Annotated in this window: 19 protein-coding genes and 1 tRNA gene; 16 read left to right on the top strand and 4 right to left on the bottom strand. The window is 70.2% G+C overall.

Annotated features, from left to right (window positions below; genetic code table 11):
* Positions 1 to 263: 263 nt before the first annotated feature.
* From PPSIR1_RS50895 to PPSIR1_RS33145, 7 genes are all read left to right on the top strand, one after another.
* The gene (locus PPSIR1_RS50895) at positions 264 to 1,529 is read left to right on the top strand and encodes a DPP IV N-terminal domain-containing protein (protein WP_198154672.1); all 1,266 of its coding nucleotides are present in this window, start codon (positions 264 to 266) and stop codon (positions 1,527 to 1,529) included.
* Between the two features lie 172 nt (positions 1,530 to 1,701).
* A complete protein-coding gene (locus PPSIR1_RS33170; protein WP_006975622.1) occupies positions 1,702 to 2,595 on the top strand; it encodes a Ppx/GppA phosphatase family protein in 894 nt (297 codons plus the stop codon).
* A gap of 129 nt (positions 2,596 to 2,724) precedes the next feature.
* Positions 2,725 to 4,878 (top strand): S8/S53 family peptidase, encoded by a 2,154-nt coding sequence (locus PPSIR1_RS33165; protein WP_006975621.1) that lies wholly within the window; start codon positions 2,725 to 2,727, stop codon positions 4,876 to 4,878.
* Positions 4,879 to 5,003: 125 nt separating this feature from the next.
* On the top strand, positions 5,004 to 6,263 hold the full coding sequence (locus PPSIR1_RS33160) for an amino acid deaminase/aldolase (protein WP_006975620.1): 1,260 nt from the start codon (positions 5,004 to 5,006) through the stop codon (positions 6,261 to 6,263).
* A 58-nt stretch (positions 6,264 to 6,321) separates the two neighbouring features.
* The gene (locus PPSIR1_RS33155; RefSeq protein ID WP_006975619.1) at positions 6,322 to 8,076 is read left to right on the top strand and encodes a hypothetical protein; all 1,755 of its coding nucleotides are present in this window, start codon (positions 6,322 to 6,324) and stop codon (positions 8,074 to 8,076) included.
* Positions 8,077 to 8,158: 82 nt separating this feature from the next.
* Complete coding sequence (locus PPSIR1_RS33150) at positions 8,159 to 8,773, top strand: TetR/AcrR family transcriptional regulator (RefSeq protein WP_006975618.1); 615 nt, start codon at positions 8,159 to 8,161, stop codon at positions 8,771 to 8,773.
* On the top strand, positions 8,770 to 9,906 hold the full coding sequence (locus tag PPSIR1_RS33145; RefSeq protein ID WP_006975617.1) for an SRPBCC family protein: 1,137 nt from the start codon (positions 8,770 to 8,772) through the stop codon (positions 9,904 to 9,906). The genes PPSIR1_RS33150 and PPSIR1_RS33145 overlap by 4 nt, the downstream gene beginning before the upstream one ends.
* 27 nt (positions 9,907 to 9,933) lie before the next feature.
* On the opposite strand, the gene dnaB is transcribed toward PPSIR1_RS33145, so the two are convergent.
* Positions 9,934 to 11,382 carry a replicative DNA helicase gene (dnaB, locus tag PPSIR1_RS33140; RefSeq protein WP_045117261.1) on the bottom strand — a complete coding sequence of 483 codons (1,449 nt, stop codon included), beginning with the start codon at positions 11,380 to 11,382 and terminating at the stop codon, positions 9,934 to 9,936.
* A 277-nt stretch (positions 11,383 to 11,659) separates the two neighbouring features.
* Here dnaB and PPSIR1_RS44540 point away from each other — a divergent pair, with 277 nt between their 5' ends.
* The 3 genes from PPSIR1_RS44540 to PPSIR1_RS33125 are packed head-to-tail and all read left to right on the top strand — an operon-like array spanning position 11,660 to position 14,682.
* Positions 11,660 to 12,697, top strand: coding sequence for a serine/threonine-protein kinase (locus PPSIR1_RS44540; RefSeq protein ID WP_006975615.1), 1,038 nt, complete (start codon positions 11,660 to 11,662; stop codon positions 12,695 to 12,697).
* Between the two features lie 6 nt (positions 12,698 to 12,703).
* Entirely contained in the window at positions 12,704 to 13,540 is an 837-nt protein-coding gene (locus PPSIR1_RS33130) for a purine-nucleoside phosphorylase (protein ID WP_006975614.1), read from the top strand.
* 56 nt (positions 13,541 to 13,596) lie between these two features.
* On the top strand, positions 13,597 to 14,682 hold the full coding sequence (locus tag PPSIR1_RS33125; RefSeq protein ID WP_045117254.1) for a hypothetical protein: 1,086 nt from the start codon (positions 13,597 to 13,599) through the stop codon (positions 14,680 to 14,682).
* Positions 14,683 to 14,749: 67 nt separating this feature from the next.
* Here the strand turns inward: PPSIR1_RS33125 and PPSIR1_RS33120 are convergent, their stop codons facing one another.
* A complete protein-coding gene (locus PPSIR1_RS33120) occupies positions 14,750 to 15,868 on the bottom strand; it encodes a hypothetical protein (RefSeq protein WP_006975612.1) in 1,119 nt (372 codons plus the stop codon).
* Between the two features lie 182 nt (positions 15,869 to 16,050).
* On the opposite strand from PPSIR1_RS33120, the gene ileS reads away from it, so the two are divergent.
* The 4 genes from ileS (at position 16,051) to PPSIR1_RS44535 (ending at position 22,107) form a co-directional block, all read left to right on the top strand.
* The gene (ileS, locus tag PPSIR1_RS33115) at positions 16,051 to 19,431 is read left to right on the top strand and encodes an isoleucine--tRNA ligase (protein WP_086001918.1); all 3,381 of its coding nucleotides are present in this window, start codon (positions 16,051 to 16,053) and stop codon (positions 19,429 to 19,431) included.
* A 120-nt stretch (positions 19,432 to 19,551) separates the two neighbouring features.
* Entirely contained in the window at positions 19,552 to 20,214 is a 663-nt protein-coding gene (locus tag PPSIR1_RS33110; protein ID WP_006975610.1) for a response regulator, read from the top strand.
* Positions 20,215 to 20,424: 210 nt separating this feature from the next.
* A complete protein-coding gene (locus tag PPSIR1_RS33105; protein WP_006975609.1) occupies positions 20,425 to 21,363 on the top strand; it encodes a hypothetical protein in 939 nt (312 codons plus the stop codon).
* Positions 21,364 to 22,107 carry a DUF6992 family protein gene (locus tag PPSIR1_RS44535; RefSeq protein ID WP_006975608.1) on the top strand — a complete coding sequence of 248 codons (744 nt, stop codon included), beginning with the start codon at positions 21,364 to 21,366 and terminating at the stop codon, positions 22,105 to 22,107.
* A 12-nt stretch (positions 22,108 to 22,119) separates the two neighbouring features.
* Here PPSIR1_RS44535 and PPSIR1_RS33095 read toward each other — a convergent pair whose 3' ends face one another.
* Entirely contained in the window at positions 22,120 to 22,872 is a 753-nt protein-coding gene (locus tag PPSIR1_RS33095) for a hypothetical protein (protein ID WP_157596225.1), read from the bottom strand.
* 120 nt (positions 22,873 to 22,992) lie between these two features.
* On the opposite strand from PPSIR1_RS33095, the gene PPSIR1_RS33090 reads away from it, so the two are divergent.
* Positions 22,993 to 23,066 (top strand) — tRNA-Arg (locus PPSIR1_RS33090).
* A gap of 90 nt (positions 23,067 to 23,156) precedes the next feature.
* Here PPSIR1_RS33090 and PPSIR1_RS50440 read toward each other — a convergent pair.
* On the bottom strand, positions 23,157 to 23,402 hold the full coding sequence (locus PPSIR1_RS50440; RefSeq protein WP_006975606.1) for a tyrosine-type recombinase/integrase: 246 nt from the start codon (positions 23,400 to 23,402) through the stop codon (positions 23,157 to 23,159).
* 129 nt (positions 23,403 to 23,531) lie between these two features.
* On the opposite strand from PPSIR1_RS50440, the gene PPSIR1_RS50435 reads away from it, so the two are divergent.
* A partial coding sequence (locus PPSIR1_RS50435; RefSeq protein ID WP_006975605.1) for an IS5 family transposase occupies positions 23,532 to 23,928 on the top strand: 397 nt, incomplete at its 3' end.

Genomic DNA, 23,928 nt, shown 5'->3' with positions numbered 1-23,928 from the left:
CTGACGCGCGGGTGAGGGCGGTCTCTCGGAGGCCGCCCTCTCGTCTTGGTTGGGCCTGGGTCGGGCTGTGGTTGGGTGTGAGTCCACGCCACGGCACCGGAGCACCCCCAGCTCCAGGCAGGCCAGGCCAGGCCGGAGCTGGCCCGACGTCCAGGCAAGCTGGCGAAAATGCCACGAAAACGAGCTTTCGAGGGTCGGAGAAGGTCTTTGATTGTGCGCCCTCGGCGGGTATGCTCCCGGTCGACGCCCGAGGTGTCCACGTCATGAAGCGCACGCTCTTCGGAATTTCCATCCTCGCTTCCCTGCTCGCCTTTGGTGCCTACTGGGCAGGCTCCCCGCCGGCCGAGGCCAACGCGGCTCCCCTCGCGGCCCAGGACACCAACGTGTCCGGGCAGACTCGACTGCTCGGCGTGGCCATCCCCGCCGACGGCAAGCTCGGTGACCTGCTCCGCAAGAACGCCCAGATCTCCGCGGGCTTCGAGGTCATCCCGCGTCGCAGCCTGCCGGGCTCCCTCGTCCGCGCCACCGGCTTCAACAAGAAGGCCTGGAGCGACATCGGCAACGTCGACGTCGTCATCTTGACCTCCGAGGCCGGCTCGCAGATCCGCATCGCCATGTACGAGCTGAGCAAGGGCGACAAGCCCGTGCTCAGCAAGGGCTACCCCGCGGGCGACCCCCTCGGCGCGGCCAACAAGTTCATGAACGAGGTCATCAACTACTACACGAAGGAGCCGGGCGTGTTTGGCTCGCGCATCGCCTTCGTGCGGACCCGCCGCAACCCGACGACGAGCAAGAACGTCTACACGGTGCAGATGAACGGCGAGGCGACCTCGGCGGTGACCGCCAACCGCTCGCTCAACATCCTCCCGAGCATGGGCCCCGGCGGCGAGGTGGTGTTCACCAGCTACGCCAAGCGCAACCCGGACCTGTGGATCAGCAACGGCCCCAAGCGGGTCAGCAAGTACCCCGGCCTCAACCTCGGCGGCGCCGTCAGCCCCGACGGCGGCACCATCGCCCTGGCCCTGTCCAAGGACGGAAACGCCGAGATCTACACCATCGATCGCAGCGGCAACATCAAGAACCGCCTGACCAAGAACCCCGCCATCGACGGCCAGCCCAGCTGGAGCGGCGGCGGTCAGATCGCCTTCGTGTCGGACCGCGCTGGCGGCCCGCAGGTCTACCGCATGAGCGCCTCCGGTGGCGGCGCGAGCCGGGTGACCAAGCAGGGCAGCTACAACCAGAGCCCCGACTGGAGCCAGGGCGCGGGCCGTGGCCAGTGGATCGTCTACAGCGGCCGCGACAGCTCGAACCGCTACGACATCTTCAAGGTCGACGTGAAGTCCGGCAAGGTCGTGCGCCTGACCCAGAGCCCCGGCCGCAACCTCGATCCCACCTTCAGCCCCGACGGGCGCTGGGTCGCCTACAACCAGGGCGGCAGCATCTACGTGGCCAACGAGGACGGCAACAACAACGTCGAGATCGCCAAGGGCGCGAGCACCCCCGACTGGGGTCCCAAGGGTAACGACTGACCTTGCCCCCGCGGTCGCCCCGTACCGGGGTGGGCTGGTGGGCAATGGTGTTCGTGCCTCCTAGCAGGCATGTGGTCGCCCCCCGAGGGGGGCGATTTTCTTTGGTTTTGCAAACGCTCTCGTCGCCTCGGCTAGGCGACGCAGCCTTGCGAGGTACGTACACTCCCCGGCGATGCGAGCGGTCATCGACATCGGCAGCAACTCCGTGCTCTTGCTCGTGGGCGAGCGCGGACCCGACGGCTCGCTGACCTTCGTCCGCGACGAGGCCACGGTCGCGCGGCTGTCGGAGGGCGCGGCGGCTCGGGGCAGCCTGGCCCCCGAGGCCATCGAGCGCACCCTCGCCGTGCTCCGGCGCTACCGCGAGCTCGCCGACGCCGACGGGGTCGAGGGCATCGAGGCCGTGGCCACCGAGGGCCTGCGCATGGCCAGCAACCAGGGCGACTTCCTCGAGCCGGCGGCGGCGATCCTCGGCGCGCCGGTGCGGCTGATCTCGGGGGACGAGGAGGCGCGCCTGTCGTACCGCTCGGTCGCCCTCGAGCTCGGCCCCGACGAGCACGCGGGGCCCCTTCGGGTCGTGGACATCGGCGGCGGCTCGACGGAGCTCGTCGTCGGTCGCGGCCTCGACGTCGAAGGGGCGGTCAGTCACTCTCTGGGCTCGGTGCGCTGGTCCGAGCGCTTCGGCGACGGCCACCCGCCGAGCCCCGCCGCGCTCGCGGCGATGGAGGCCGCCGCTCGCGAGCGGCTGGCCAGCCAGCCTGTCGAGCCCCACCCGATCCTCGTCGGCCTCGCCGGCACGGTGACCACCGTCGGGGCGCTGAGCCTGGGCCTGCGTCGCTACGAGCGCGAGCGCGTGGACGGCCTGCGCCTGCCCATCGCGCGCGTGCGCGGGCTCCGGGATGAGCTCGCAACCTGGCCGCTCGAGCGCCTACAGGCCGAGCCCATTTTGGGAAAGGGTCGGGCTGACGTGGTGGTCGCCGGCGCCACGATCTTGACGGTGGTGCTCGAGCACTGCGGCGCGCAGACCCTCGTGGTCCGCGATCGTGGGCTGCGTTACGCCCTGCTGTGAGGGTGTGAGCGAGCGCGCGTATCGATTGCGGAGTGTGGGCAATCGAACCGTGCATTGGATTGGTGGGTGGCAGGAGGGCCGCGTCAGATTCCGTCTGACCCTCGCGAAGGGTTCGCTGGAGACGCTGTCATGGAAGATCCTCGACGCATTGACACCCCGACCCTCATCCTGACCACCGCGACGATCCTCGGCGCCCTGAGCCTCGGTGCCTGCGACCTGGGCGACTCCGCCGAGGGGGAGACCGAGTGGCGCAACGGCACCATCCTCGACCCCGGCGACCCCGAGGAGACCCAGCCCATCGAGCCCGTGGGCCTCGAGGAGGGCGGCGCAGAGGGGGGCGAAGAAGGCGGCGATCCGGTCGCCGTGCACGAGATGCCCTGCGGCGATCCGGAGTGGTTCGAGCCGCCGAGCAACGAGCTGTGCCCCGCCAGCCGCCAGATCGTTCAGCCCGGCGGCGGCAGCTGCCCCATCCCCGACATCACCTCCAACTGGACCGTGGTCGACCTGTTCAAGGGCACGGGCGTCGAGACCTCGCTGCCGACGAGCTGCCGCTACGAGTGGACCGACCCGAACTCGCCCCCCTACCTCGGCTCGCTGCCAGCCTCGGTCTTCGGCCTGACCTCGCCGGACTGTCGGGTGCTCCCGCAGAGCGGGCCGCTCGAGGGCGACATGAACCCGAGCTTCGAGGCGGCCTTCGTCGCGGGGATCGACCCCGTCACCGACGCGGCGCAGAGCATGGGCCGCTCGGGCGTGCCGACCCACGTGGCGATCGTCGACACGGCGCCGAAGATCGGGCGCAACGCGAGCGCCGAGCACGGCCCGGTGATGGCCGCCATCGCCGGCCTGGCGAGCTCGGGCTGCGCCCCCGGCCTCGACGAGAACCTCGCCTGCGTCCGCGAGGCGACGACCGTGCTCGGCCTGCCCCAGGTCTACGGCCAGGGCCCGGACCACGACGCCGGCGGCTTCTACGGCTACCAGAGCGAGCTGGCCCAGGGCATCGCGGGCGCCATCGACAGCTGGGTCAGCGCCGACGAGCCCTTCGTGGTCAACCTGTCCGTGGGCTGGGAGCCGAGCCTCGGCGACCTGCGCGACGACGGCTCGGCGGAGACCCAGTCCGTCGCGGTGGTCCGCGACGTCGTCGCCCTGGTCGGCTGCCTCGGCGGGGTGGTCGTCGCGTCGAGCGGCAACCAGCCCAAGGGCAGCTGCGTCGGCGAGGCCACGGGCCCGGGCAGCTGGGAGCGGGTCTCGGGCTTCGACTACAGCCAGTGCCTCGACCTGGGCATGGCCGTCGAGGACATCCACGCGCCGCAGACGATCACCGGCTACTACCCCATGCTCTACGCCGCCACGCCCCTCGACTGGGGCCTGGACAACCTCAACGACTACCGCCCCGGCTCCGACGCGCGCATCGCGACCATGGGCTACGGCGGGGCGGCCCCGGTCGGGACGCGCAGCTACGGGCCGGTCTCGGGCAGCTCGGTCTCGGCCGCGACGGTGTCGGGCATCGCGGCGCTGGTCTGGTCTTACTACCCCGGGCTGAGCTCGACGGAGCTCATGACCGCCATCTACGACTCGGGTCAGCTGCGTCTGGTCGACGGCGACCCGGTGCCGGCCTCGCTCCACGGCGTGGCCACCCCGCACAACCAGCGGATCGTCACGGCCTGCCAGGCGCTGGCCCACGCCTGCAACCTCTACGAGAACGACCCCTCGGTGTGCGGCCTGCTCGAGAGCGAGTGCTCGGGCCCTGCCGTCAACGTCAGCTCGTGGTGGTCAGACCTGGACACGGCCGTGAACGCCCTCCCGTCGGATCAGCTCGTGACCGCGCTCGCCCCTGCGCTGGCCGAGGTCGACTGCGAGTCTTGCGGCGTCGAGAAGGCCAACAAGCTGCCCGTGGCCGAGCCGCTCAGCGCCGAGCACATGCCCGATCCCTGGACCCTGCCCCAGCCGGAGAACCCGCCGTGCCCGATGTGCGGCATCCAGGACGACGACGGCTACCTCGTGCTCGGCCCCGAGTACTCGAACATGACCGTGCACAACGTCAGCGTGTACATCTACGACGTCGACGGCGTGTACGAGGAGCTCCACTACGGCAGCCTGCCGCTGACCACCACGAGCGTCTACAGCCTCCGGGACCCCGAGTTCCTGAGCGTCGACCGCTCGCAGCTCGCTCCGGTGGACGCGTGGATCACCGTCACGGTCACCGACCCGGGCGACCCCCTCGACCCCGACGATGACCGCCGCTTCTCCGCCGGAAACCAGATCCCGATCTCGATCACGCCGTGAGCCGACCCGCTGAGCGCGAGGGGGGCTGGGGTCTGGCGCACAGAGCTCCCCCGAAGGGGGCGAGCAGGGTGGTCACCACCCCGCTCGCCGCTTTTCGTTCGAGCGCCTTGGGGTAGGATGCGGGCGTGGGGGAGTACGCCCGCTACCGACGCGCCCTGGCCGGGTACCGCATGCCCTGCGCCTTCGTGGACCTCGATCGCTTCGACGCCAACGCCGAGTCGATGGCTCGGCGGGCGGGCGGGCGGCCCATCCGGGTCGTCAGCGGTTCGCTGCGCTGCGTCAACTTGCTCGAGCGCGTGCTCGAGGTCCCCGGCTTCCAGGGGGTCCTGGCCGGGAGCGCGGGCGAGGCCGCCTACCTCCACTACATGGGCATCGACGACATCCTCGTCGCCTACCCCAGCGTCGAGCGCAACGACCTCGAGGTCGTGTGCCGGCGGATCCTCAAGAACGGCGCGACGATCCGCTTGACCGTCGACGATCCGGAGCAGGTCCTGCTGCTGGGCCAGGTCGCCGCGAGCGTGCGGGTGGATCTGGCGGGGGGCGAGGACTTCGAGCTGCAGCTGCTCCTCGACCTCGACATGCTCGACCTGCGCCACGCCTGGCGCCAGCGCGTGCCGGGCATGGGCCCGGGCGAGCGCTTCGGGACCAGCAGCGTGCCCCACCGGACCGCCATCCACACCGTCGAGGACGCCCTCGACGTCGCCGACATGATCGCCGAGCTCGACGGGCTGCGTCTGGTCGGCGTCATCGGCTACGCGGCCTCGTTTGCGATCGAGCGGCCCTCGGAGACGGTCTCTGGGCGGCTGCGCGAGCGCTTCACGGAGCCGCTGCGGCTGCCGCTGCGCGAGGAGCTGCGCTCGCGCCGGGAGAAGATCGTCGCCAGCTTGCGCGCCGAGGGGGTCGACCTGCAGATCGTCACCGGCGGCAGCACCGTGACCCTCGAGAAGACCCGCGAGGACACCGTGATGACCGAGGTGTGCGCGGGCTCGGGCCTGTTCGCGCCGGCCCGCCTCGATGAGATCCCCGGGGCCGTCTATCACCCCGCGGCCGGCTACGCCCTGCCGGTGATCCGCCGGCCCTCGGCGAACCTGCTGACCTGCGCCGGCGGGGGCTACCTGGCCTCGGGCGTGGCCGACGGCGCGGCCTTGCCCAAGCCCTGGCTGCCCCAGGGGGGGCGGCTGGTCCCGATGATCGGCGCGGGCGGATCGGCGACCCCCGTGGAGTACGAAGAGTTGCCGCGGGTCGGCATTGGTGATCCGCTATTTTTCCGCCACGCCCGGGCCGGGGAGCTGTGCGAGCACTTCGACGCGCTGGCGTTGATCCGCGATGGCGAAGTGGTCGAGCTCGCGCCGACTTATCGGGGCGCCGGCCAGCGCTGGGTTTGATCGGCGCTGACCCGGGGTTGCTTTGACCCCTCGCGACCTTCTTGTTACGCACGCCCGCGTGTCGCGCACTCGCACCGAGCTCCCGAAGACGCCGCTGCTCACCCTGGCTCTCGCCGGGCTCGCCACGTTGGGCGGCTGCTCGAAGTTCACGGCCCCGAAGACCAACCCCGAAGAGGTGAAGGCGCTCGAGACCTACCAGGCGAGGGTCGAAGCCTTCGCGGCGGCGGCAGCCTCGGTGCCGGCGGACTTGCCCGCGCTGGCGAGCGTGAAGCTGCCCGCGCCGCTCGAGAGCTGCGGCGCGATGCGCTGCGACGACGGCGGCGTGGGCAACGCGAAGCTCGTCTCGGATCTCGAGGGCCTGCGCAGCTCGACCCGCAACATGCTCGAGGCCGCCAAGGCCGGGCGCGAGGACTTCAACCTGTCCTACATGCGCGAGCGCGGCTACTTCGAGGCGCTGCCCGAGCTCGACTACTTCGCGCTCGTTCAACCCGACCAGGAGGCGAGCTACGAGGACGGCCAAAACGGCTCGTGGCGCGGCCGCGTGGTGGTGTGGGACGCGAACGCGAACACCTGGATTGGGGCGGTGTCCGTGGACCTCACGGGGCCCGACCCCTCGGTGATCGTGACCAACGTCGAGTTTGGCCCGGGCGGCAGCCAGACCATCACCTACATCGACGACGCGAGCGGCGATCGCAGCCGGGCACAGGCCAAGTTCGACCAGGTGCTGCGGCGGGCTTACACGGCGGCGCTCACCCACGGCGTGGACGTGACGCGGCCCGAGCAGGCGCTGCGCGACGCGCCCCGAGACATCGCCGTCGAGCTCCCCAAGGCCGGCGTGGTCGTGGTCGAGGGCTCGGGGGTGGCGCGGGTATTGTCGGCCGAGGGCGTGCTCGACCCGGCCTTGAACGAGGTCACCGACGTGGTCGTGACGCCCAGCGGGGTGGCCTTCCATCGGGCCGCGAACGCGCTCGCAGAGGGGGTCTCGGACCTCGTCGTGGTCGAGGGCAAGACGGTCTACGACGCCCGCTCCTGGGCGGACTGGGGGCCGAGTCGAAACGTGCGCCTGCGCCTCGACGAGGGCCAGCTGTGGATGTTCGACAGCGTCGATGGCGATCGCGCCGGCTACTGGACGGGAGCGAGCTGGTCCTACCTCGCCAAGCCCGAGGGCGAGCTCGGCTTCAAGGAGGTGGCGAAGGGCAGCGCGGGGGCGGTGCTGCTCGGCGTCGACGGCAGCGGGGGCTCGCGCCTGTACCTGCAGCAGGGCGAGGGCTGGTCGAGCCTGGACATCGACGGTCAGCCCATGGCGGTCGCGGCGGTCGGCGAGCGCAGCTACGTCGGGACGACGACCGGGCTGTGGCAGGTCGAGGCCGGCGAAGCCACGCGCCTCATCAAGGGCCCGTCCAGGAACCTCACCGACTTCGCCGGTGGGGTGGTCGCCTCGAATCAGCGCAAGCTGGGCTACTCCAAGGGTGAGCTCGTTCGCGTCGTCGATGGAGAGCTCAGCCGCCTCGGCCTGAAGATCGACAGCTACGACGAGTTCGCGGTCGGCTCGAAGGGGGAGGTGGTCGTGGAGAGCGAGGGCGGGTTGAGCCTCGCCGTCCCCGGGGCGGAGCGCGTCGAGATCGCGCTCGAGGGCGACGTCGAGTCCCTCGACTTCGACGCGGCGGGCCGGCTGTGGATCGGCACGGACGCTGCGGTCTACTGTTGGAGCGCGGGCGAGCTGAGCCCGATCACCGTCGAGGGGGTCACGAGCGTGCGCATCATCCGGGCGATCGGCGAGGGTCTGGACCCGAGCGCGGTCTCGGCTGGCTGAAGCTCGCTGGTTTTACGGGGCGCCGACGGAGCCTTGACGACACCCATTCTCGAGAGTAAAGTGAATTTACTTTACTCTTGTGATGCCCGCCAGACAGACACAAAAAGGCCGCCAGACCCGCGAGCGCTTGCTGCAGGCCGCGGCCGAGGAGCTGCTCGAGCGCGACGGCGCCATGGACTTCGCGTCCGTGGCTCGGCGGGCGGGCGTCTCCGCGGGGGCGCCCTACCGCCACTTCGCGTCGAAGAGCCAGCTGCTCGTCGCCCTCGTCGATGTCTTTTACGACGAGTGGGAGGCCGTCGCGTACCGGCCAACCTTTGAAGAGGTGTCCGAGGACTGGTGGGAGCGCGAGCGCGAGCGCATCCGTCGGACCGTCGAGTTCTACTACGGCCACCCCCTGGGCGCGCTCATGCAGCAGCGGCTGCTCGGCGACGCCGAGGCGGTGCGCCACCAACGGGTCCGGGCCGACCGGACCGTCAAGGGCGCGGTCGAGAACGTGGCTCGGGGCCAGGCCCTCGGCCGCGTCCCCGCCCACATCGACGCGGAGATCTGCGGGGCGCTGTTGATGGGCGGCGTGGGTCAGGCCCTGCACCGGGCGCTGGCGGGCAAGCGCAGGATGTCGCGCGCCCGCGTCACCCGTGAGCTCCAGGCCTTCATGCAGCGCGCGCTGTGCATCGACGAGCTGGAGGACGAGTCATGAACCGAGACAAGGAGCTGGACCTGCTGGCGGCCTCGCTGAAGCGGACCCTGGACAAGGAGCGGCCGCTCGACGGCGAGGAGACCCTCGTGCCGACGACCGACTACACCGACGCGGCGCGCTTCGAGCGAGAGCGCGAGCGGGTGTTTCGGCGCGAGCTCAACGTGGTCACCCTGTCCTCGGCGCTCGCGGAGCCCGGGGACTTCATCACGGCCGAGGTCGTGGGCGCGCCGGTGCTCGTGTCCCGCGGAGACGACGGCCAGCTGCGCGCCTTCCTCAACGTGTGCCGCCACCGGGGCGCCACCGTCGAGCCCCGGGCGAGCGGACGCTGCAAGCGCTTCGTGTGCCCCTACCACGCGTGGACCTACAACAACGACGGCAGCCTCCACAAGGTCCGCCACAAGGACGGCTTCCCGACGCTGCAGCCCCAGGACCACGGCCTCGTCGAGCTGCGCTGCGTCGAGGCGGCGGGGCTCGTGTTCGTGTGCCCGACCCCCGGCCTCGAGCCCGAGCCCCTGCCGGCGGCCCTCGTCGGCGAGCTCGAGCAGATGCTCGGGCCGCGGCCCACGGCCTACGCCCGCACGGCCCGGGACTGGGCGGCCAACTGGAAGATCATCGTCGAGGGGGGCATCGAGTCCTACCACTTCAGCGTCGCCCACGAGCAGACCATCGCGCCCTTTTTCACCGACACGCTGTCGACCTGGGAGGCCATCGGCTCGCACACGCGCACGGTGCTGCCCAAGCGCTCGATCGCGAGCTTGGCCGAGCGCCCCAAGGACGAGTGGCGCATCCGCGAGCACACCCACGTCGTCTACACCATCCACCCCAACGCGCTGATCTTGACGCAAAAGACCCACTTCGACCTGATCCTCATGACGCCGGTGGCCGTGGACCGCACGCGCATCGAGGTCCTGACCGTGGGCAACGCCCCGGAGTCGGGGGAGGTGTCCGAGCGGGCCCGGGCCTTCCTTCAGCAAAACCACGGCTTTTCGCTCCTCACCCTCGACGAGGACTTCGAGATCGGCGAGCAGATCCAGCGCGGCCTGGCGACGCCGGCCAACACCCACTTTCGCTTCGCTCGCTTCGAGGACGCGCTGTCGGCCTGGCGGGCGCGCCTCGAGGCGGCGCTCGAGTGAGGCCCGCGGCGGTCCCTGCTGCTCGAACTATTGTTCGAATTCGGGGGCCGGGTTCTCGAAGCGGGTGTGCTTCTTCATGAAGGTCAGGTGGACCGTGCCGATCGGCCCGTTGCGCTGCTTGCCGATGATGATCTCGGCCTTGTTCTCGACCTCGCGGCGCCGCTCCTCGGGGGCGTCGCCCGGCAAGTAGCGCTCCTCGCGGTAGATGAACATGATGACGTCGGCGTCCTGCTCGATGGCCCCAGACTCGCGCAGGTCGGACAGCTGCGGCCGGTGGTCGGCGCGGGAGTCGACGGCGCGGTTGAGCTGGGACAGGGCGATGACCGGGACCTTGAGCTCCTTGGCCATGGCCTTGAGGCCCCGGGAAATCTCCGAGATCTCCTGCTCGCGGGAGTCGTAGCGGGCCTTGCCGCCCTTGGCGAGCTGCAGGTAGTCGACCATGACCATGCCCAGGCCCTTGGGGTTGGTGCTCGGATCGTCGGGGTCGGGGTCGGGGAAGATGGTCTTGTCGTCGCGCCAGCGCCGGGACCGGGCGCGGAGCTCGAGGATGCTCGGCGAGGCGGTGTCGTCGATGTAGAGCTTGGCGTTGGAGATGCGGTCGGCCGCGGCGATCAGGCTGCGGAAGTCCTGCTCCATCATCCCGCCGCCGCCTCGGCGCAGGCGCTGGGCGTCGACCCGGGCCTCGGCGCACAAGATACGCTCGATGAGCTGGGTCGCGCCCATCTCGAGGGAGAAGAACAGCACCGGGTAGCGGGGCGGTCGCTGCTCCGGCGGGGCGTTCATGTACTTCGCCGGCATCACGCAGGCCTCCTGGGCCAGGTTGAGGGCGAAGGCGGTCTTGCCCATGGACGGGCGCGCGGCGAGGATGATCAGGTCGCTGGGTTGGAGCCCCGCGGTCATGTCGTCGAGGACGGTGAAGCCCGTGGCCACGCCGGTGATCGGGTCGGTCTGGCGCTGGCGCTCGGTGATGTTCTGGAACACCTCGAGCATCAGCTCGCGGGAGCTGCGGTAGCTGCTCTTGCGCCCGCGCTCGTTGACCTTGAGGATGCGCTGCTCGGCCGTGTCGACGTAGGCCTTGACGTCCTCGAGCTCCTCCATGCCCTCCTCGGCGATCTCCCGGGTGGCGACGACGAGGTTGCGGACCATCGCCGACTCGCGGACGAGCTCGGCGTGGGCCTTGATGTTGTGGGCGGTGGCGTAGCGGTCGAAGCGGGCCAGGCCCTCGATGCCCCCGACCAGCTCGAGCTCGCCGGTGCGCCCGAGCTGGGCCTCGAGGGTGATGACGTCGATGGGCTCGCCGCGCTCTTCGAGGATCCGCATGGCCCGGAACACCGCCTGGGTCCGGGGCTGGTAGAAGTCGTCCTCGGTGATCAGCTCGAGCACCTCGCCGAGGGCATCGCGCCCGCGCAAGAGGATGCCGCCGATCACTGCGTTCTCGGCCTCGGGTCGATGGGGGAGGGTGCGGGGAGCGTTCATGGCGGGAGGCGGGGCCGGGAGGCCGGTCGCGAGGTCGGCCCTCTCGGGGGCGCGGCGCGGGGTCGAGGTGCTCGGGTCCTCGACGCGGCCCGACACTGTAGCCCAGCCCCAGCGCGAAAGCGCGCGGGCTCACGCTGTCCCCATTTGGGACCAACCTGGTCGTGGGCTCGCCGCGAGATGCGTGTGATGCGCTCTGGCTCGAGGCCGGGCGAGCTCGCCAGTGGTGGCCCATGCTGGAGATGGGCGGGGCGTCGTTGCCGTGTTAGGTTCACGCCGCATGGCGCGACTGCCCGAGAAGATCGGTCATTACGATATCCAGGGCCTCCTGGGGAAAGGCGCGATGGGCGAGGTCTACGAGGGTCTCGATCCCAACTTGAACCGACGCGTCGCGCTGAAGGTGCTGGGTCGCAAGCACCAGGAGTCGACGGAGTTCAAGGAGCGCTTCCTGCGTGAGGGCCGCTCGCTCGCGTCGATGAACCACGTCAACGTGGTCCAGGTTTACTTCATTGGCGAGTTTGATGGCCGGCCCTTCCTGGCCATGGAGTTCCTCGATGGCAACGACATCGGGGGCCTGATCAAGAAGAACGGCCCGCTGCACCCGGGTGACGCGGCCGAGGTCGTGCGCCAGGCCGCCGTCGGCCTGTCCGAGGCCAAGCGCGCGGGCGTCGTGCACCGCGACGTCAAGCCCTCGAACCTCGTCGTGACCTCCACCGGAGAGGTCAAGGTCACCGACTTTGGCCTCGCCAAGGCCCTCCAGGAGGACCTGTCGATCACCGCTACGGGCGTGTTCGTGGGTACCCCGGACTATTTGGCGCCCGAGCAGGCCATGGGCGAGGAGGTCGACTCGAGCGCGGACGTCTACGCCCTCGGCTGCTCGCTCTACCACATGTGCACGGGCAACCCGCCCTTTCGCAAGGGCGGCAGCGACGACCACTACACCGCGGTGGTTCGCCGCCACCTCAAGGCCGAGCGGCCGGTGCTCAAGCACCAGATCCCCGGCTTTGACGAGGATCTCAGCGACCTGTGCCGGCGCATGATGAGCCGCCGGCCCGACGTCCGCCCGACCCTCGACGAGCTGATCCAGAGCCTCCCGCCCATGGTCGATCGCCTCGGCGGTCGCATCCCGCCGCGTCACCAAGAGGTCGAGCTGTCCATCGAGGCCCCGACCACGGGCGCGGACGCGGGCCCGAGCCGCGCCGAGCCGACGCAGGCCGTCGACACGGGCATGGGTCGGCAGACCCTGATCATCGCCATCGCCATGGGCGTCGCCATCGGTGTGATTGGCTCCCTCGTGGTGATGTTCGTCCTCAACTGAACCCCCATGAAATTCAACCCCGACTGGCACCCCGAGGGGGTCTCCTGCGAGGCGGCGCTGCGTGAGCGGCTGCCCGAGCAGGGCCCCGTAGACTGGATGATCATCGGCGGCTCGGGCATCGGTAAGCCCCTGGTCGCGGAGGGCGAGCACGCCCTCGGTCTGAGCATCCGCGAGCGCATTCCCCTGGCCGAGCTCGGCCTGCCGGCGCCCTCCGTGGCTGGCCACGGCAGCGAGCTCGTATTCGGCGAGCTGGCCCGCGAGGGCGCGGATCCGGTGCAGGTCTGCGTCCAGACCGGCCGCATCCACCCCTACGAGGGACACAGCGCCGCGCTCGCGTCGGCGCCCCTGGGCGCGGTGCTGTCGATCGGCGCGCGCCAGGTGCTGCTGACCTCCGCCGTCGGCGGCGTCAATACGCAGCTGCGCGTCGGCGAGATCGTCAGCTACCGCGATCAGTTCAACCTGTTCGGGCCCACCTCCCTGCGCGGAGCGGCGTTCATCGATTGCTCGCGGCTCTACGACCCCGAGCTGCGCGCGCGCCTGCAGCAGCTCGACGGCAGCCTGCGCGAGGTCGTCTACGGCCACGCCCGCGGCCCGCAGTACGAGTCGCCGGCCGAGGTCGCGGCCCTGCGCACCCTGGGCTGCGACGTCGTGGGCATGTCGACGACCTACGAGGCCATCCTGGCCGCGGCCCACGGCGTGCCGACGTGCGGCCTGGGCGTGGTCACCAACGCCGCGGGCGCCGAGGCCCTGTCCCACGTCGAGGTCCAGGAAGAGTCGGGCAAGGCGCGGACGCGCCTGGCCAACCTGGTCCGCGGCCTGCTCGGGGCGGCCCGGCCGGCCTAGGCACCGGAACCGGGCGGGACCAGAGGGTGGGCGCGTCGGGTCAGCTCAGCCCCGAGTTGTCGGCACGCGTCGGCGCCCTGGCGCGCGGCCTGGGCCCGGCCCTGTTCGAAGAGCTCGCCCGGGCCAGCGACTGGATCGCCGACGACCTGGCCGCGCGCCTGGGCATGGTGGCCTGGGAGCGGGAGGAGCAGATCGGCCTGGCCCAGCGCGGGCTGCTGGCCCTCGACGCCCACCGCTTCCCCCGTTCGCGCCGCCGCCCAGGCCAGCCCGTGCGCGTCCGGGAGCTCCGCGCCCAGCCCCTCGCCGCCCTCGAGCTGGCCTGGCGGGCGCTCCGGCGCGGTCGCCAGGTCCACGTCGAGACCGAGGCCGAAGCCTGCCCGGCGGTGCTGCGCCTGTTCGAGGGCATGCAAGACCGCTTCGAGTCCAAGCTCGGGGAGGCCGTGCTGCACCTGTCCGAGCCCGGCGTGTTCGATCATCCGCGCAGCGACTGGCTGCGCGCGGGCCCGTGGCCGGGCCTCGAGCGGGTCGCCCTCGTGCAGGCCGACGCGGACCTCGAGCTCGCGGCCTACCTGCTCGCCCGCGCCTGCCTGCGCCGGACGGGCTTCGACCCGCGGGTCATCCACCGCGTGTTGACGGTGGGTCCAGCCGGGGCCCTCGAGCGCAACCTCCGGAGGTTGTGGGTCGGCGTCAAGATGGGCGGAGTGGACGACGAGCAGGCCTTCGCGGGGCCCGTCGACGAGCGCCGGGCCGCGGCCTACCTCGACGCCGAGGCGCGCTGGCGGGCCCACCCGGGGGTGCGCACGGTCTGTCCGGGGGCCCGCTTGCTGCGGCCGGATCCGGGGGTCTACCTCGCGCCCGCGCTGTTCGCCCTCGAGGCCTGCGCCGAGGCCGAGGCGTCCGCGGCTTCCCTGGCCGAGCTGCCCGAGATGCACGGCCCCATGGTCGTGCTCATCCCGGTCGTGGGCGAGGGGGCCCAGGCCCGCGCCGAGGGCCTGCTCGACGCCCTCGCGCCCCCCGGTCACGGCCGGGTGCGCTTTGGCGGCAAGGTCCGCGGGGCGCAGCTGTCGATCGACGAGAGCCAGGTCCACGGCGCGCTCTTGGTCGAGCGCTTGCCCCCGGGGTTGCCCGAGCCCAGGCCGTGATCGGATATCGCGCCAATTGAAAAAGGCTCCCCGAGGGGAGCCCTGTTCGAAGCCGTCGAGGCGAAGCTCAGAGGCAGCCAACGCAGACGTTGAGCTCGCCGCGCTTCTCCTCCGGCATGGTGTCCGCGCCGAAGTCGTCGGGCCCGTCGACGTAGGGGACCACGCTGCACTGCTCGCTGGTGGCGACCAGGCGGATGCCGGTGCCCTCGATGGTGTTCACGCCGGGGAAGTTGATCTCCGCGCGCTCCTCGTTGGGGATGTCGGCGTAGTCGGGGTCGATGCCGCAGTCCGCGAACGAGGCGCAGTCGATGGCCGCGTTGCACACGAAGTCATCCGAGGCCGAGAAGTCGCCGCGGTTCTCGAGCTGCGCGGTGTACCAGCTGGCCGCGTCGCTCACGTCGATGGTGATGTTCGAGGACTGGCCGGTGCGGTTCTCGACGGTGATGTTCGTCGGCGTGTCGCAGCTGCACTCGAAGGGATCCTCGGGATCAGGCTCGACCCCGAAGTTGTCCTCGCAGGCCTGCGAGTTGGTGCACCCGGCGTAGTGGGGGAGGTTGGGGTCGAGCTTGATGTCGACGTTGCCCGAGTCGAGCAGGACCTCGACGTTGCCGTTGGCGCCGATGATGCGCACGTCGCTGCGGTCCGGGTAGGTGTCGGGGCCGTCGGCGAGGTTGTCCTCGGTCTCGACCTGGATGTCGCCGTCCCAGCCCACCGGGATGCGCACGCGGAAGTTGGCGCCGACGCGGCTCGGCTGAATCTGCCCGTCGTAGTAGATGGTCGCGTAGCAGGCGCTGGTCTCCGGCATCCAGCACAGGACCTCGTCCATGTCGGCGGTGGGGACCGAGGGGCTGCTCTGGTCGTAGGCCCACGCCCACATCTTCTCGAAGCCCTCGTCGGCCTGGTCTTGGGACTTGAACACGCCGAAGCGCTGCATCTCGATGGTGATCTGGTCCGTGCCCTCGACGTACTCGATGTCGACGTCGCCGCGGCTGGCGAAGTTGTCGGAGGTCAGCGCCGTGCCGATGCTCAGGAAGCCGACGGCGCTCGCCGGGCCTGCGGCGATCTCTTCCCAGTCATCGACGTAGGGCCGGTTCCCCGAACCGATGTCGTCGGTGTTGCCGGGGCACGCGGTCAGGCTGAGGGCGGCGATCGTGAGCAGGGTGGGCGAAAGCAGGCGCTTGATCATCGGAGACTCCGGGGGAGGCGGTTCAGGATAGCGGTCCGCGGGCGCGGATGCCATAGGGGAGGGTCGGGGTGTTCGCGCGCTCCAGGGGGCCGGTGGTCGTGTCTTGAATCACGGCGAAGGGCGAGGCTGTTTGCGTGTCCCGTGGACCCCATGAGCCCCAGGCGCTAGCTTTCGGGGACACCATGAGCGACGCACGCGATCAGGGAGCCCCGGGTTCTTCGGGGGGGTCTTCGGCAGGGTCTTCGGCAGGCTTTGGGGCGCCCCCAGCAAAATTTGACCTTCCGGCCATCGAGCGCGACGTGATTGAGGGCTGGCGCGCCAACGAGGTCGAGTACCGGAGCTTACACGGACACCGACCGGGTGAAGACGCGCCCGCCAGTCCTGGGGCCACGGGCGAACCGGCGCCGGAATTCGTGTTTTACGACGGGCCGCCTTTTGCCACGGGTTTGCCCCACTACGGCCACCTCCTCGCCGGCACCATCAAGGACGTCATCCCGCGCTACTGGGCCATGAACGGCTACCGGGTCGAGCGGCGCTTTGGCTGGGACTGCCACGGCCTGCCCATCGAGAGCCTCGTCGAGAACGAGCTCGGGGTCCACGGCCGCGCGGAGATCGAGGCCCTCGGCGTGCCCAAGTTCAACGCCGCGTGTCGGGCTGGCGTGCTCCGCTTTACTTCGGAGTGGCGCGCGGTGGTCGAGCGCATGGGTCGGTGGGTCGACTTCGACAACGACTACAAGACCATGGACGCGACCTTCATGGAGAGCGTCTGGTGGGTGTTCGCCGAGCTGTGGAAGCAAGGCCGCATCTACGAGGGGCACCGCGTCCAGCCGGTCTCGCCGCTGCTGGGCACGCCGCTGTCGAACTTCGAGGTCGCCCAGGGGCCCCAGGAGACGAACCCCAAGACCGGCAAGGACGGCCACAAGCTGCGCCAGGACCCGAGCTTGACCGTGCGCTTCGCCGTCGAGGGCGAGGACAACACGTACCTGTGGGCGTGGACGACCACGCCCTGGACCTTGCCCAGCAACCTCGCCCTGGCCGTGCACCCGGAGGTCGAGTACGCGCTGATCGAGGTCGTCGAGACCGGCGAGAAGGCCTACGTCGAGCCCGGCCGGCTCGAGGACTACCAGGCCCGCAAGCGCGTCGGCGAGACCCGGGAGCTGCGGCGCATGAAGGGCGCCGAGCTGGTCGGCATCGCCTACGCGCCCTTGCTGCCCTACTTCGCCGACGAGCGCCTCAACGAAGACGGCTCGCGCCGGGCCTTCAAGGTCGTGTCCGCCGACTACGTGACCACCGACAGCGGCACCGGCATCGTCCACCAGGCCCCGGCCTTTGGTGAGGACGATTTTTTGGTCGGCAAGCGCGAGGGCCTGCCGTTGATCCGGCCCATGGACCTCAACGGCTACTTCGACGAGCGCGTCCCCGACTTCCAGGGGCTGCGGGCCAAGGACGCCGACAAGGGCATCATGGCCAAGCTCAAGGAGCAGGGGTCGATCGTCGATCGGGACACCTACGTCCACCCCTACCCGCACTGCTACCGCACCGACGAGCCCCTGCTCTACATGGCGATCTCGACCTGGTTCATGAAGGTCGAGGAGCTGCGCGAGCAGCTCGCCGCGAACAACGAGAAGATCCGCTGGGTCCCGGCCCACGTCGGCGACAAGCGCTTCGGCAACTGGCTGGGCGGGGCCCGGGACTGGAACCTCAGCCGCAACCGCTACTGGGGCACGCCGCTGCCGATCTGGCGCTGCGACGAGGACCCCAGCGACATGGTCTGCGTCGGCTCCATCGCCGAGCTCGAGCAGCTCGCTGGCCTCGAGCCCGGCAGCGTCACGGACCTGCACCGCGAGTCCATCGACGACATCACCTTCCCGTCCGCGCGCACCGAGGGCGGGACCATGCGCCGGGTCAGCGAGGTCTTCGACTGCTGGTTCGAGTCGGGCTCCATGCCCTACGCCCAGAACCACTACCCCTTCGACCCGGCCAAGAAGGACTACGTCGAGTCCAACCTGCCGGCCAACTTCATCGCCGAGGGCCTCGATCAGACCCGCGGGTGGTTCTACACCCTGCACGTGCTGTCGACGGCGCTGTTCGGGCGCCCCGCGTTCGAGAACGTCATCGTCAACGGGCTGATCCTCGCCGCCGACGGCAAGAAGATGTCCAAGCGGCTCAAGAACTACCCGGACCCCATGGGCGTGGTCGAGCGCTTCGGCGCCGACGCGCTGCGGGCCTACCTCATCTCGGGCCCGGTGGTCCGCGCCGAGCCCATGCGCTTTGGCCGGGACAAGAACGACACCGAGGGTCTGTGCGTCCGCGAGATGGTCAAGGCGGCGATCTTGCCCCTGCACAACGCCTACAACTTCCTGGTCACCTACGCCCGCGTCGACGGGTGGACGCCGACGGCCGCGGTCTGGGACCACGAGCCCGCCGCCGACCTCGATCGCTGGATCCTCTCGCGGACCCAGAGCTTCGTCGCCGGCATGCGCCGGGAGTTCGAGGCCTACTCCCTCGACAACCTGGTCCCGGCCTGGCTCGAGATGTGCGACGAACTCAACAACTGGTACATCCGCCGGGGCCGGCGGCGCTACTGGAAGGGCGGGGACGAGGCCGGGGCGGACAAGCAGGACGCCTACGCGACCCTCTACCGCGTGCTCGTGACCATCGCCAAGTGCATGGCCCCGGTGCTGCCCTTTTACTGCGAGCACCTCTACCAGCGCCTGGTCGTCGACCTGGGCTTGGCGACCGGTGCCGACGCCGACTCGGTCCACCTGCAGCGCTTCCCGAGCGTCGACGAGGGGCGCATCGACGCCGCCCTCGAGCGCCAGGTCGCGCTCGCGCGCAAGGTCGTGGGCCTGGCCCTGGCCCTGCGCGAGGGCGAGCGCATCGGCGTGCGTCGGCCGCTGCCCAAGCTGACCGTCGCCAGCCGCGACCCCGAGGTCCGCGGGGCCATGGCGCGCTTTAGCGAGGACATCCAGACCGAGCTCAACGTCAAGGCCGTCGAGATCGCCGAGGACGACAGCGCCCTGGTCAGCCTCTCGGCCAAGGCCAACTTCAAGGTCCTCGGGCGCAAGCTCGGCAAGCGCATGAAGGTCGTGGCCGCGGCCATCCAGACCCTCGAGGCCGAGGCCCTGCGCGCCGTGCTCGAGGGCGGGACCGTCGAGGTCGAGGGCGAGACCCTCGGGGCCGACGACCTGATCCTGCGCCGCGAGCCGCTGCCCGGGCGCGTGGCCGAGAGCGAGGGGACCATCACCGTGGTCCTCGACACCAACATCAGCGCCGAGCTCGAGCAGGAGGGCCTGGCCCGCGAGCTCATCAACCGGATCCAAAACCGGCGCAAGAGCTCGGGCCTCGAGGTCAGCGATCGCATTGCTCTGACGGTGGTTTGCCTGGACGGCGGCAAGCTCAGCGGCGCGCTCGAGCGCGAGGAGCTGCGGGCCCTCGTCGAGGGGGAGACCCTGACCGCGGCGCTGAGCGTCGAGCAGACCGCTGGCTCGGACGCGCAGGACGGGCGCGAAGAGATCGACGGCGAGCAGCTGTGGCTCCGCCTGGCCCGGCACGAGGGCTGACCTCCGCGCCCACCCCCGGTCATCCCCCGACCCCCCAGGCCGACACCTGGGGGGTCTCCCCGGTCGTGCGCCTGGATTCCCCGCACGCGACAGCCCTCGATTCCTGCTAGGTTGAAGGGGATGACTCAGACCGTCCGCGTGCTCTTGGTCGAGGACCACACCATCGTCCGCGAGGGCCTCAAGGCCCTGCTCACCGCGACGGAAGACCTCGAGGTGGTCGGCGAAGTCGCCGACGGTCGGGCGGCCGTGGAGGCGGCCGAGCGCCTCGCCCCCGACGTGGTCGTCATGGACATCAACATGCCCAAGCTCGACGGCGTCGGGGCGACCCGGGAGATCCGCGAGAAGGTCAACGCCCCGCGGGTGCTCATCTTGTCGATGTACGACGGCGAGGAGTACGTCCGCCCGGCGATCCGCGCAGGCGCCAGCGGCTACCTGCTCAAGGGCTCGGGGCTGTCCGATCTGGTCACCGCGATCCGCGAGGTCGCGGGCGGAAACGCCTTCTTCTCCCCCACCGTCGCCAAGATCCTCCTGCAAGAGAGCCGCGGCGAGCGGTCCGTGAAAGAGGCGCCGGACCCCGCGGACAGCCTGACCAAGCGCGAGCGTGAGGTCCTGACCCTCGTCGGCGAGGGCAAGTCGAGCCCCGAGATCGCGAAGATCCTGGGCCTGAGCGTGAAGACCATCGAGGGGCACCGCGGCCGCATCATGGCCAAGCTCGGCGTGCACAACGTGGCCGGCCTAGTCCGCCAGGCCATCCGCATCGGCCTGGTCTCCGCCGAGCACTGATGTAGCGCTGAGTCGTGGACGTGGGGCAGGGAGGGCGTGGCGTCGTCCACGATGGCTAAAATCGTCAGAGACTGTGATTTACTCACGGTCTCTGAGTAGTTGGGTGTGGGGTGGTGTCGCGTTCCCTTCCCATTCGACTCCCTGCTATGATCCAAAGCGTCGACTTTTTGCGCCCCGAGCGGGGTCGGAGTCGACGTCGAGGTTGAGCGCGTGGCGGGCAAGCGCAAGTCCAAGGGTGGAGACAACGAGGCGGGAGCGGCGGCGCATGCCTGCCTGCGCCGCTTCGTCGAGTTCACCCGCCCGCGCAACCCCAGGCCCGCGCGGGCCCGGGCGGCGCGCTTCGTCGACGACCTGCGCGAGCGCGTCGACGGTCAGGGCGTCGACGTGCTGGGTTTTTTCTACGCCGGCTCGACGGAGAAGGGCACGGCGCTGCGCCGCTTCAAGTCCCGGGAGAGCGACATCCCCGGGCAGGGCCTGGACCTCGTGATCAGCGTGGGCATGCTGCCCGTGTCGTCGATCGTCTCGGCCCAGAAGATCCTCGCCGCGGCCGCGGAGGGCTTGCTCGAAGCCGAGCGCGCGCGCCTCGAGCGGGACTTTCGCCGGGACCGCGCGACCCTCGAACTGGCCCCCGTGCTCGACGTGCGCGGCCTGGGCCAGTTCCACGTCAGCCCCGACCGCTCGATCATGCCCGTCAACGTCCGCCACGAGCACGAGCAGATCAAAAAGCGGACCCGCTCGGCCGCGTCCCTCAACGCGAAGATCGGCTTCAACGACGCGATCCGCCTGCTCAAGTGGTGGCGCTACGCCCGGCCGCCCCGCGAGCCCGTGCGCGCGCCGACCAGCCTCGAGCTCGAGCGCCTCGCCGCGGCTGCCTTCGACGGCGTCGGCGTGGGCCCGACTTGGCAGGCGACCTTGGCGATGTGGTGCGCGTGGCTGGCCCACGATCCGCCGCGCGTGCACCTGCCCGCCCCCTTCGGCGAGTGGTTCGCCCACGGCGCGTCCATGTTCGCCGAGATCGACGCCCTCACCGCACGCGCGGACATCGTCGAGCGCCTCGACCTCGAGCTGTTCGGTTCGGCCTGCACCCACGCCAACGCCAACGCCAACGCCAACGCCAACGCCAACGCCAACGCTAACGAGCGTAGCTGAGTGAGCGTCGCGGCGAGCTTGCTGAGCGCGGCGCTGAGCCTCGCCCCACGAGCGACGGTGGTCGGCCCCTCGAGCGTCGAAGGGACGAGCGAGGAGGCGAGCGAGGGCCTCCAAGAAGGTGAGGGGGAGGATGCGGTGGAGAGCGAGGTCACCGGAGCCCTCGACGGACCCGCGCGGCGCTACCACCAGCGGCGCACGGGGCTGGGCCTGGGCGGCATGGCCACGCTCACGGGTTGGTCCGTGGCCAACATCGCGGGCGGCCTCGCCGGCAACTTCACCACCACCGGCGAGCGACGCTTTTTCCACCAGGGCAACGCCGCGTGGAACTCCGTCAACCTCGCGCTCGGCATCGTCGGTCTGGTCGGCTCGTCCCGGGAGCGGCGCGAGCCCGTGAACCTGGCGGTGGGCGCCGAGCGGGCGACCCGGGCTCAGTTCGTGTTCCTGGTCAACGCCGGCCTCGACGTCGTCTACATGGGCGCCGGCGTGGCCACCTGGGCCGTCGCCAGCGATCCTGGCGTGGTCGCTGCGCCCCTCGACGCGCGCCTGCGCGGCTACGGCCAGGCGCTCGTGCTTCAGGGCGCCTTCTTGTTCGTCTTCGACGTCGCGATGGCCTGGTCACACCGCATCTTGCTCGAGCAGGCGCGACACAAACGCGTCCCGAAGCTCCACTTCGGCCCGACGGCGGGCCCTGCGTTTGGGCCGGGCCGAGGCGGCTTGCACCTCGGCGTGGCCGGTCAGTTCTAAAGCTGCCGCGGCCTACTCGGCCGGCGCGTCCTCGGACAGCGTCAGCGAAGGCGGCGTGCGCATGTAGGGGATGACCGGCGGCGGGTCGCCCTCGTTGGCCATGTTGATGCGCTGCGTCGGCATCGCCTCGAAAAAGCCGATGTAGTCGATCTTCACGTCACCTTGGTAGGTCACCAGGCGCAGCCCGATGTAGTCGAGCTTGTTGTCGGACATGTACGAGCACCACACCGGCTCGGCCCCCGTCGCCGCGAACATCTCGAAGCCCGGCAGCGGCTCGAGGTTGAAGGTCGCCCGCTTCTTGAAGCGCTGCGTCGCCCCGCGAAAGCCCGTGAGGAACTCGAGGCCCAGGGGGTCGTCCTCGGTGTAGATCGGCCGGGCCTGGATCTGGCGGCGGTCTGGCAGCCCAAAGCGAGCGTTGGGCGTGAACAGCTCCTTCATCCGCTCCGGGTCGTCGTCCGCCGTCAGGATCAGCAGCTCGGCGATCGCCGCCCGGGCCTGGAAGGGCAGCTGCCAGCTCCGGTACACCTCCGACTTGCTCGGCGAGCGGTCCTTGTAGCCGTCGAGCAGCGTCCCGTCCGGGCTGTTCGCCCCATCGCTCCCCGGCGTCGGCGCGGGTATGGCCCGAGGCGTGTGCGTCACCGGAGCCTCCACCCGAACCTCCGGCACCGGCCGCGGCCCATCGCACGCCGTCAGCGCGCACAGGCTCAACACCACCGTCGAAACGCCACCGAGGCGCAGCTGCATGGAAGGCTTGGAGCGAGGCATCAGCCCGTGTTTAGACCGCGGGTGCGGAGAGGGCAAGAGGCAGCTGGGGGCTGCGCCTGGGGCCAACTCGCGCGGCGTGGGAGGTGACCGCGTGGAGGGGTTGTGGTAGAAGCTGCGCACGCGCTCGTAGCTCAGTTGGATAGAGCACCAGGCTTCGAACCTGGGTGTCGTTGGTTCGAGTCCAGCCGGGCGCGCTTTGTTTTTCTAAGTCATTTCAAGGGCTTGGGGAGGCGCGTGGTTGGGCTCGGTCGGCTGAGTTTCGAGCCGAGAGCAACCATGTGCTGTCAGTGTGCTCCACCCGGGCCGTCGGGCGGCCCATCCAAGAGCTCGACCGCGTGACTGCGAGCCGCGGGGCTCAGGTGGGCGTAGCGCATGGTCACCTTGATGTCGCTGTGCCCGAGCAGCTCCTGGATCACCTTGATCGACGCGCCGCGCATGGCCAGGTGAGACGCGAAGCTGTGGCGCAGCACGTGGACGCTAACCGGCCGCAGCCCGGCCCGCTTGCACACCCGACGCAGGGCCGGGCGCACGTGGTGATCGGCTGGGCAAGCCTTGCAACTAGCAGGACATCGGAAAAAGACCTCGACATCAACGACCGCGCATGATCTATCGAAGTCATGCGTGGCCGTCAGCCGAAGCAAGCCTCGATGCTGTGTTTGATGAACATCGAGGAGCAGATCCCCGAGGATCACCCGCTGCGCGAGATCAAGGAGGTCGCGGACGCCGCTCTCAAGCGGATGGATCGGACCTTCGACCGCATGTACTCGAAGCGTGGTCGGCGTTCGGTGCCGCCCGAGCGCCTGCTCAAGTCGATGCTCCTGATGGCGCTGTATTCGATCCCCAGCGAAGTCCGGCTGTGCGAGCAGCTGCGCTACAACATGCTGTTTCGCTGGTTTCTGGGCATGGACATGGTCGAGACGCCCTTCGATCACTGCGCGTTCTCGGACAACCGAGACCGACTGCTCGAGTACCAGGCCACGCGCAAGTTCTTCGAGCACGTGGTCGCCGAGGCGCAGGCGCGCCGTCTGATGAGCAAGGACCACTTCTCGGTCGATG

The sequence above is a fragment of the Plesiocystis pacifica SIR-1 genome (genome assembly GCF_000170895.1).
Lineage (GTDB): Bacteria > Myxococcota_A > Polyangia > Nannocystales > Nannocystaceae > Plesiocystis > Plesiocystis pacifica.
The sequence above is the reverse complement of the archived record's forward strand: the minus strand, read 5'-3'. Positions and strand labels throughout refer to the sequence as shown.

Excerpts from the sequence above, each read along its gene's own strand:
- PPSIR1_RS50895 (WP_198154672.1), top strand. The coding sequence starts at position 264 with ATGAAGCGCACGCTCTTCGGAATTTCCATCCTCGCTTCCCTGCTCGCC.
- PPSIR1_RS33170 (WP_006975622.1), top strand. The coding sequence starts at position 1,702 with ATGCGAGCGGTCATCGACATCGGCAGCAACTCCGTGCTCTTGCTCGTG.
- PPSIR1_RS33165 (WP_006975621.1), top strand. The coding sequence starts at position 2,725 with ATGGAAGATCCTCGACGCATTGACACCCCGACCCTCATCCTGACCACC.
- PPSIR1_RS33150 (WP_006975618.1), top strand. The coding sequence starts at position 8,159 with ATGCCCGCCAGACAGACACAAAAAGGCCGCCAGACCCGCGAGCGCTTG.
- PPSIR1_RS33145 (WP_006975617.1), top strand. The coding sequence starts at position 8,770 with ATGAACCGAGACAAGGAGCTGGACCTGCTGGCGGCCTCGCTGAAGCGG.
- dnaB (WP_045117261.1), bottom strand. The coding sequence starts at position 11,382 with ATGAACGCTCCCCGCACCCTCCCCCATCGACCCGAGGCCGAGAACGCA.
- PPSIR1_RS44540 (WP_006975615.1), top strand. The coding sequence starts at position 11,660 with ATGGCGCGACTGCCCGAGAAGATCGGTCATTACGATATCCAGGGCCTC.
- PPSIR1_RS33130 (WP_006975614.1), top strand. The coding sequence starts at position 12,704 with ATGAAATTCAACCCCGACTGGCACCCCGAGGGGGTCTCCTGCGAGGCG.
- PPSIR1_RS33120 (WP_006975612.1), bottom strand. The coding sequence starts at position 15,868 with ATGATCAAGCGCCTGCTTTCGCCCACCCTGCTCACGATCGCCGCCCTC.
- ileS (WP_086001918.1), top strand. The coding sequence starts at position 16,051 with ATGAGCGACGCACGCGATCAGGGAGCCCCGGGTTCTTCGGGGGGGTCT.
- PPSIR1_RS33110 (WP_006975610.1), top strand. The coding sequence starts at position 19,552 with ATGACTCAGACCGTCCGCGTGCTCTTGGTCGAGGACCACACCATCGTC.
- PPSIR1_RS33095 (WP_157596225.1), bottom strand. The coding sequence starts at position 22,872 with ATGCCTCGCTCCAAGCCTTCCATGCAGCTGCGCCTCGGTGGCGTTTCG.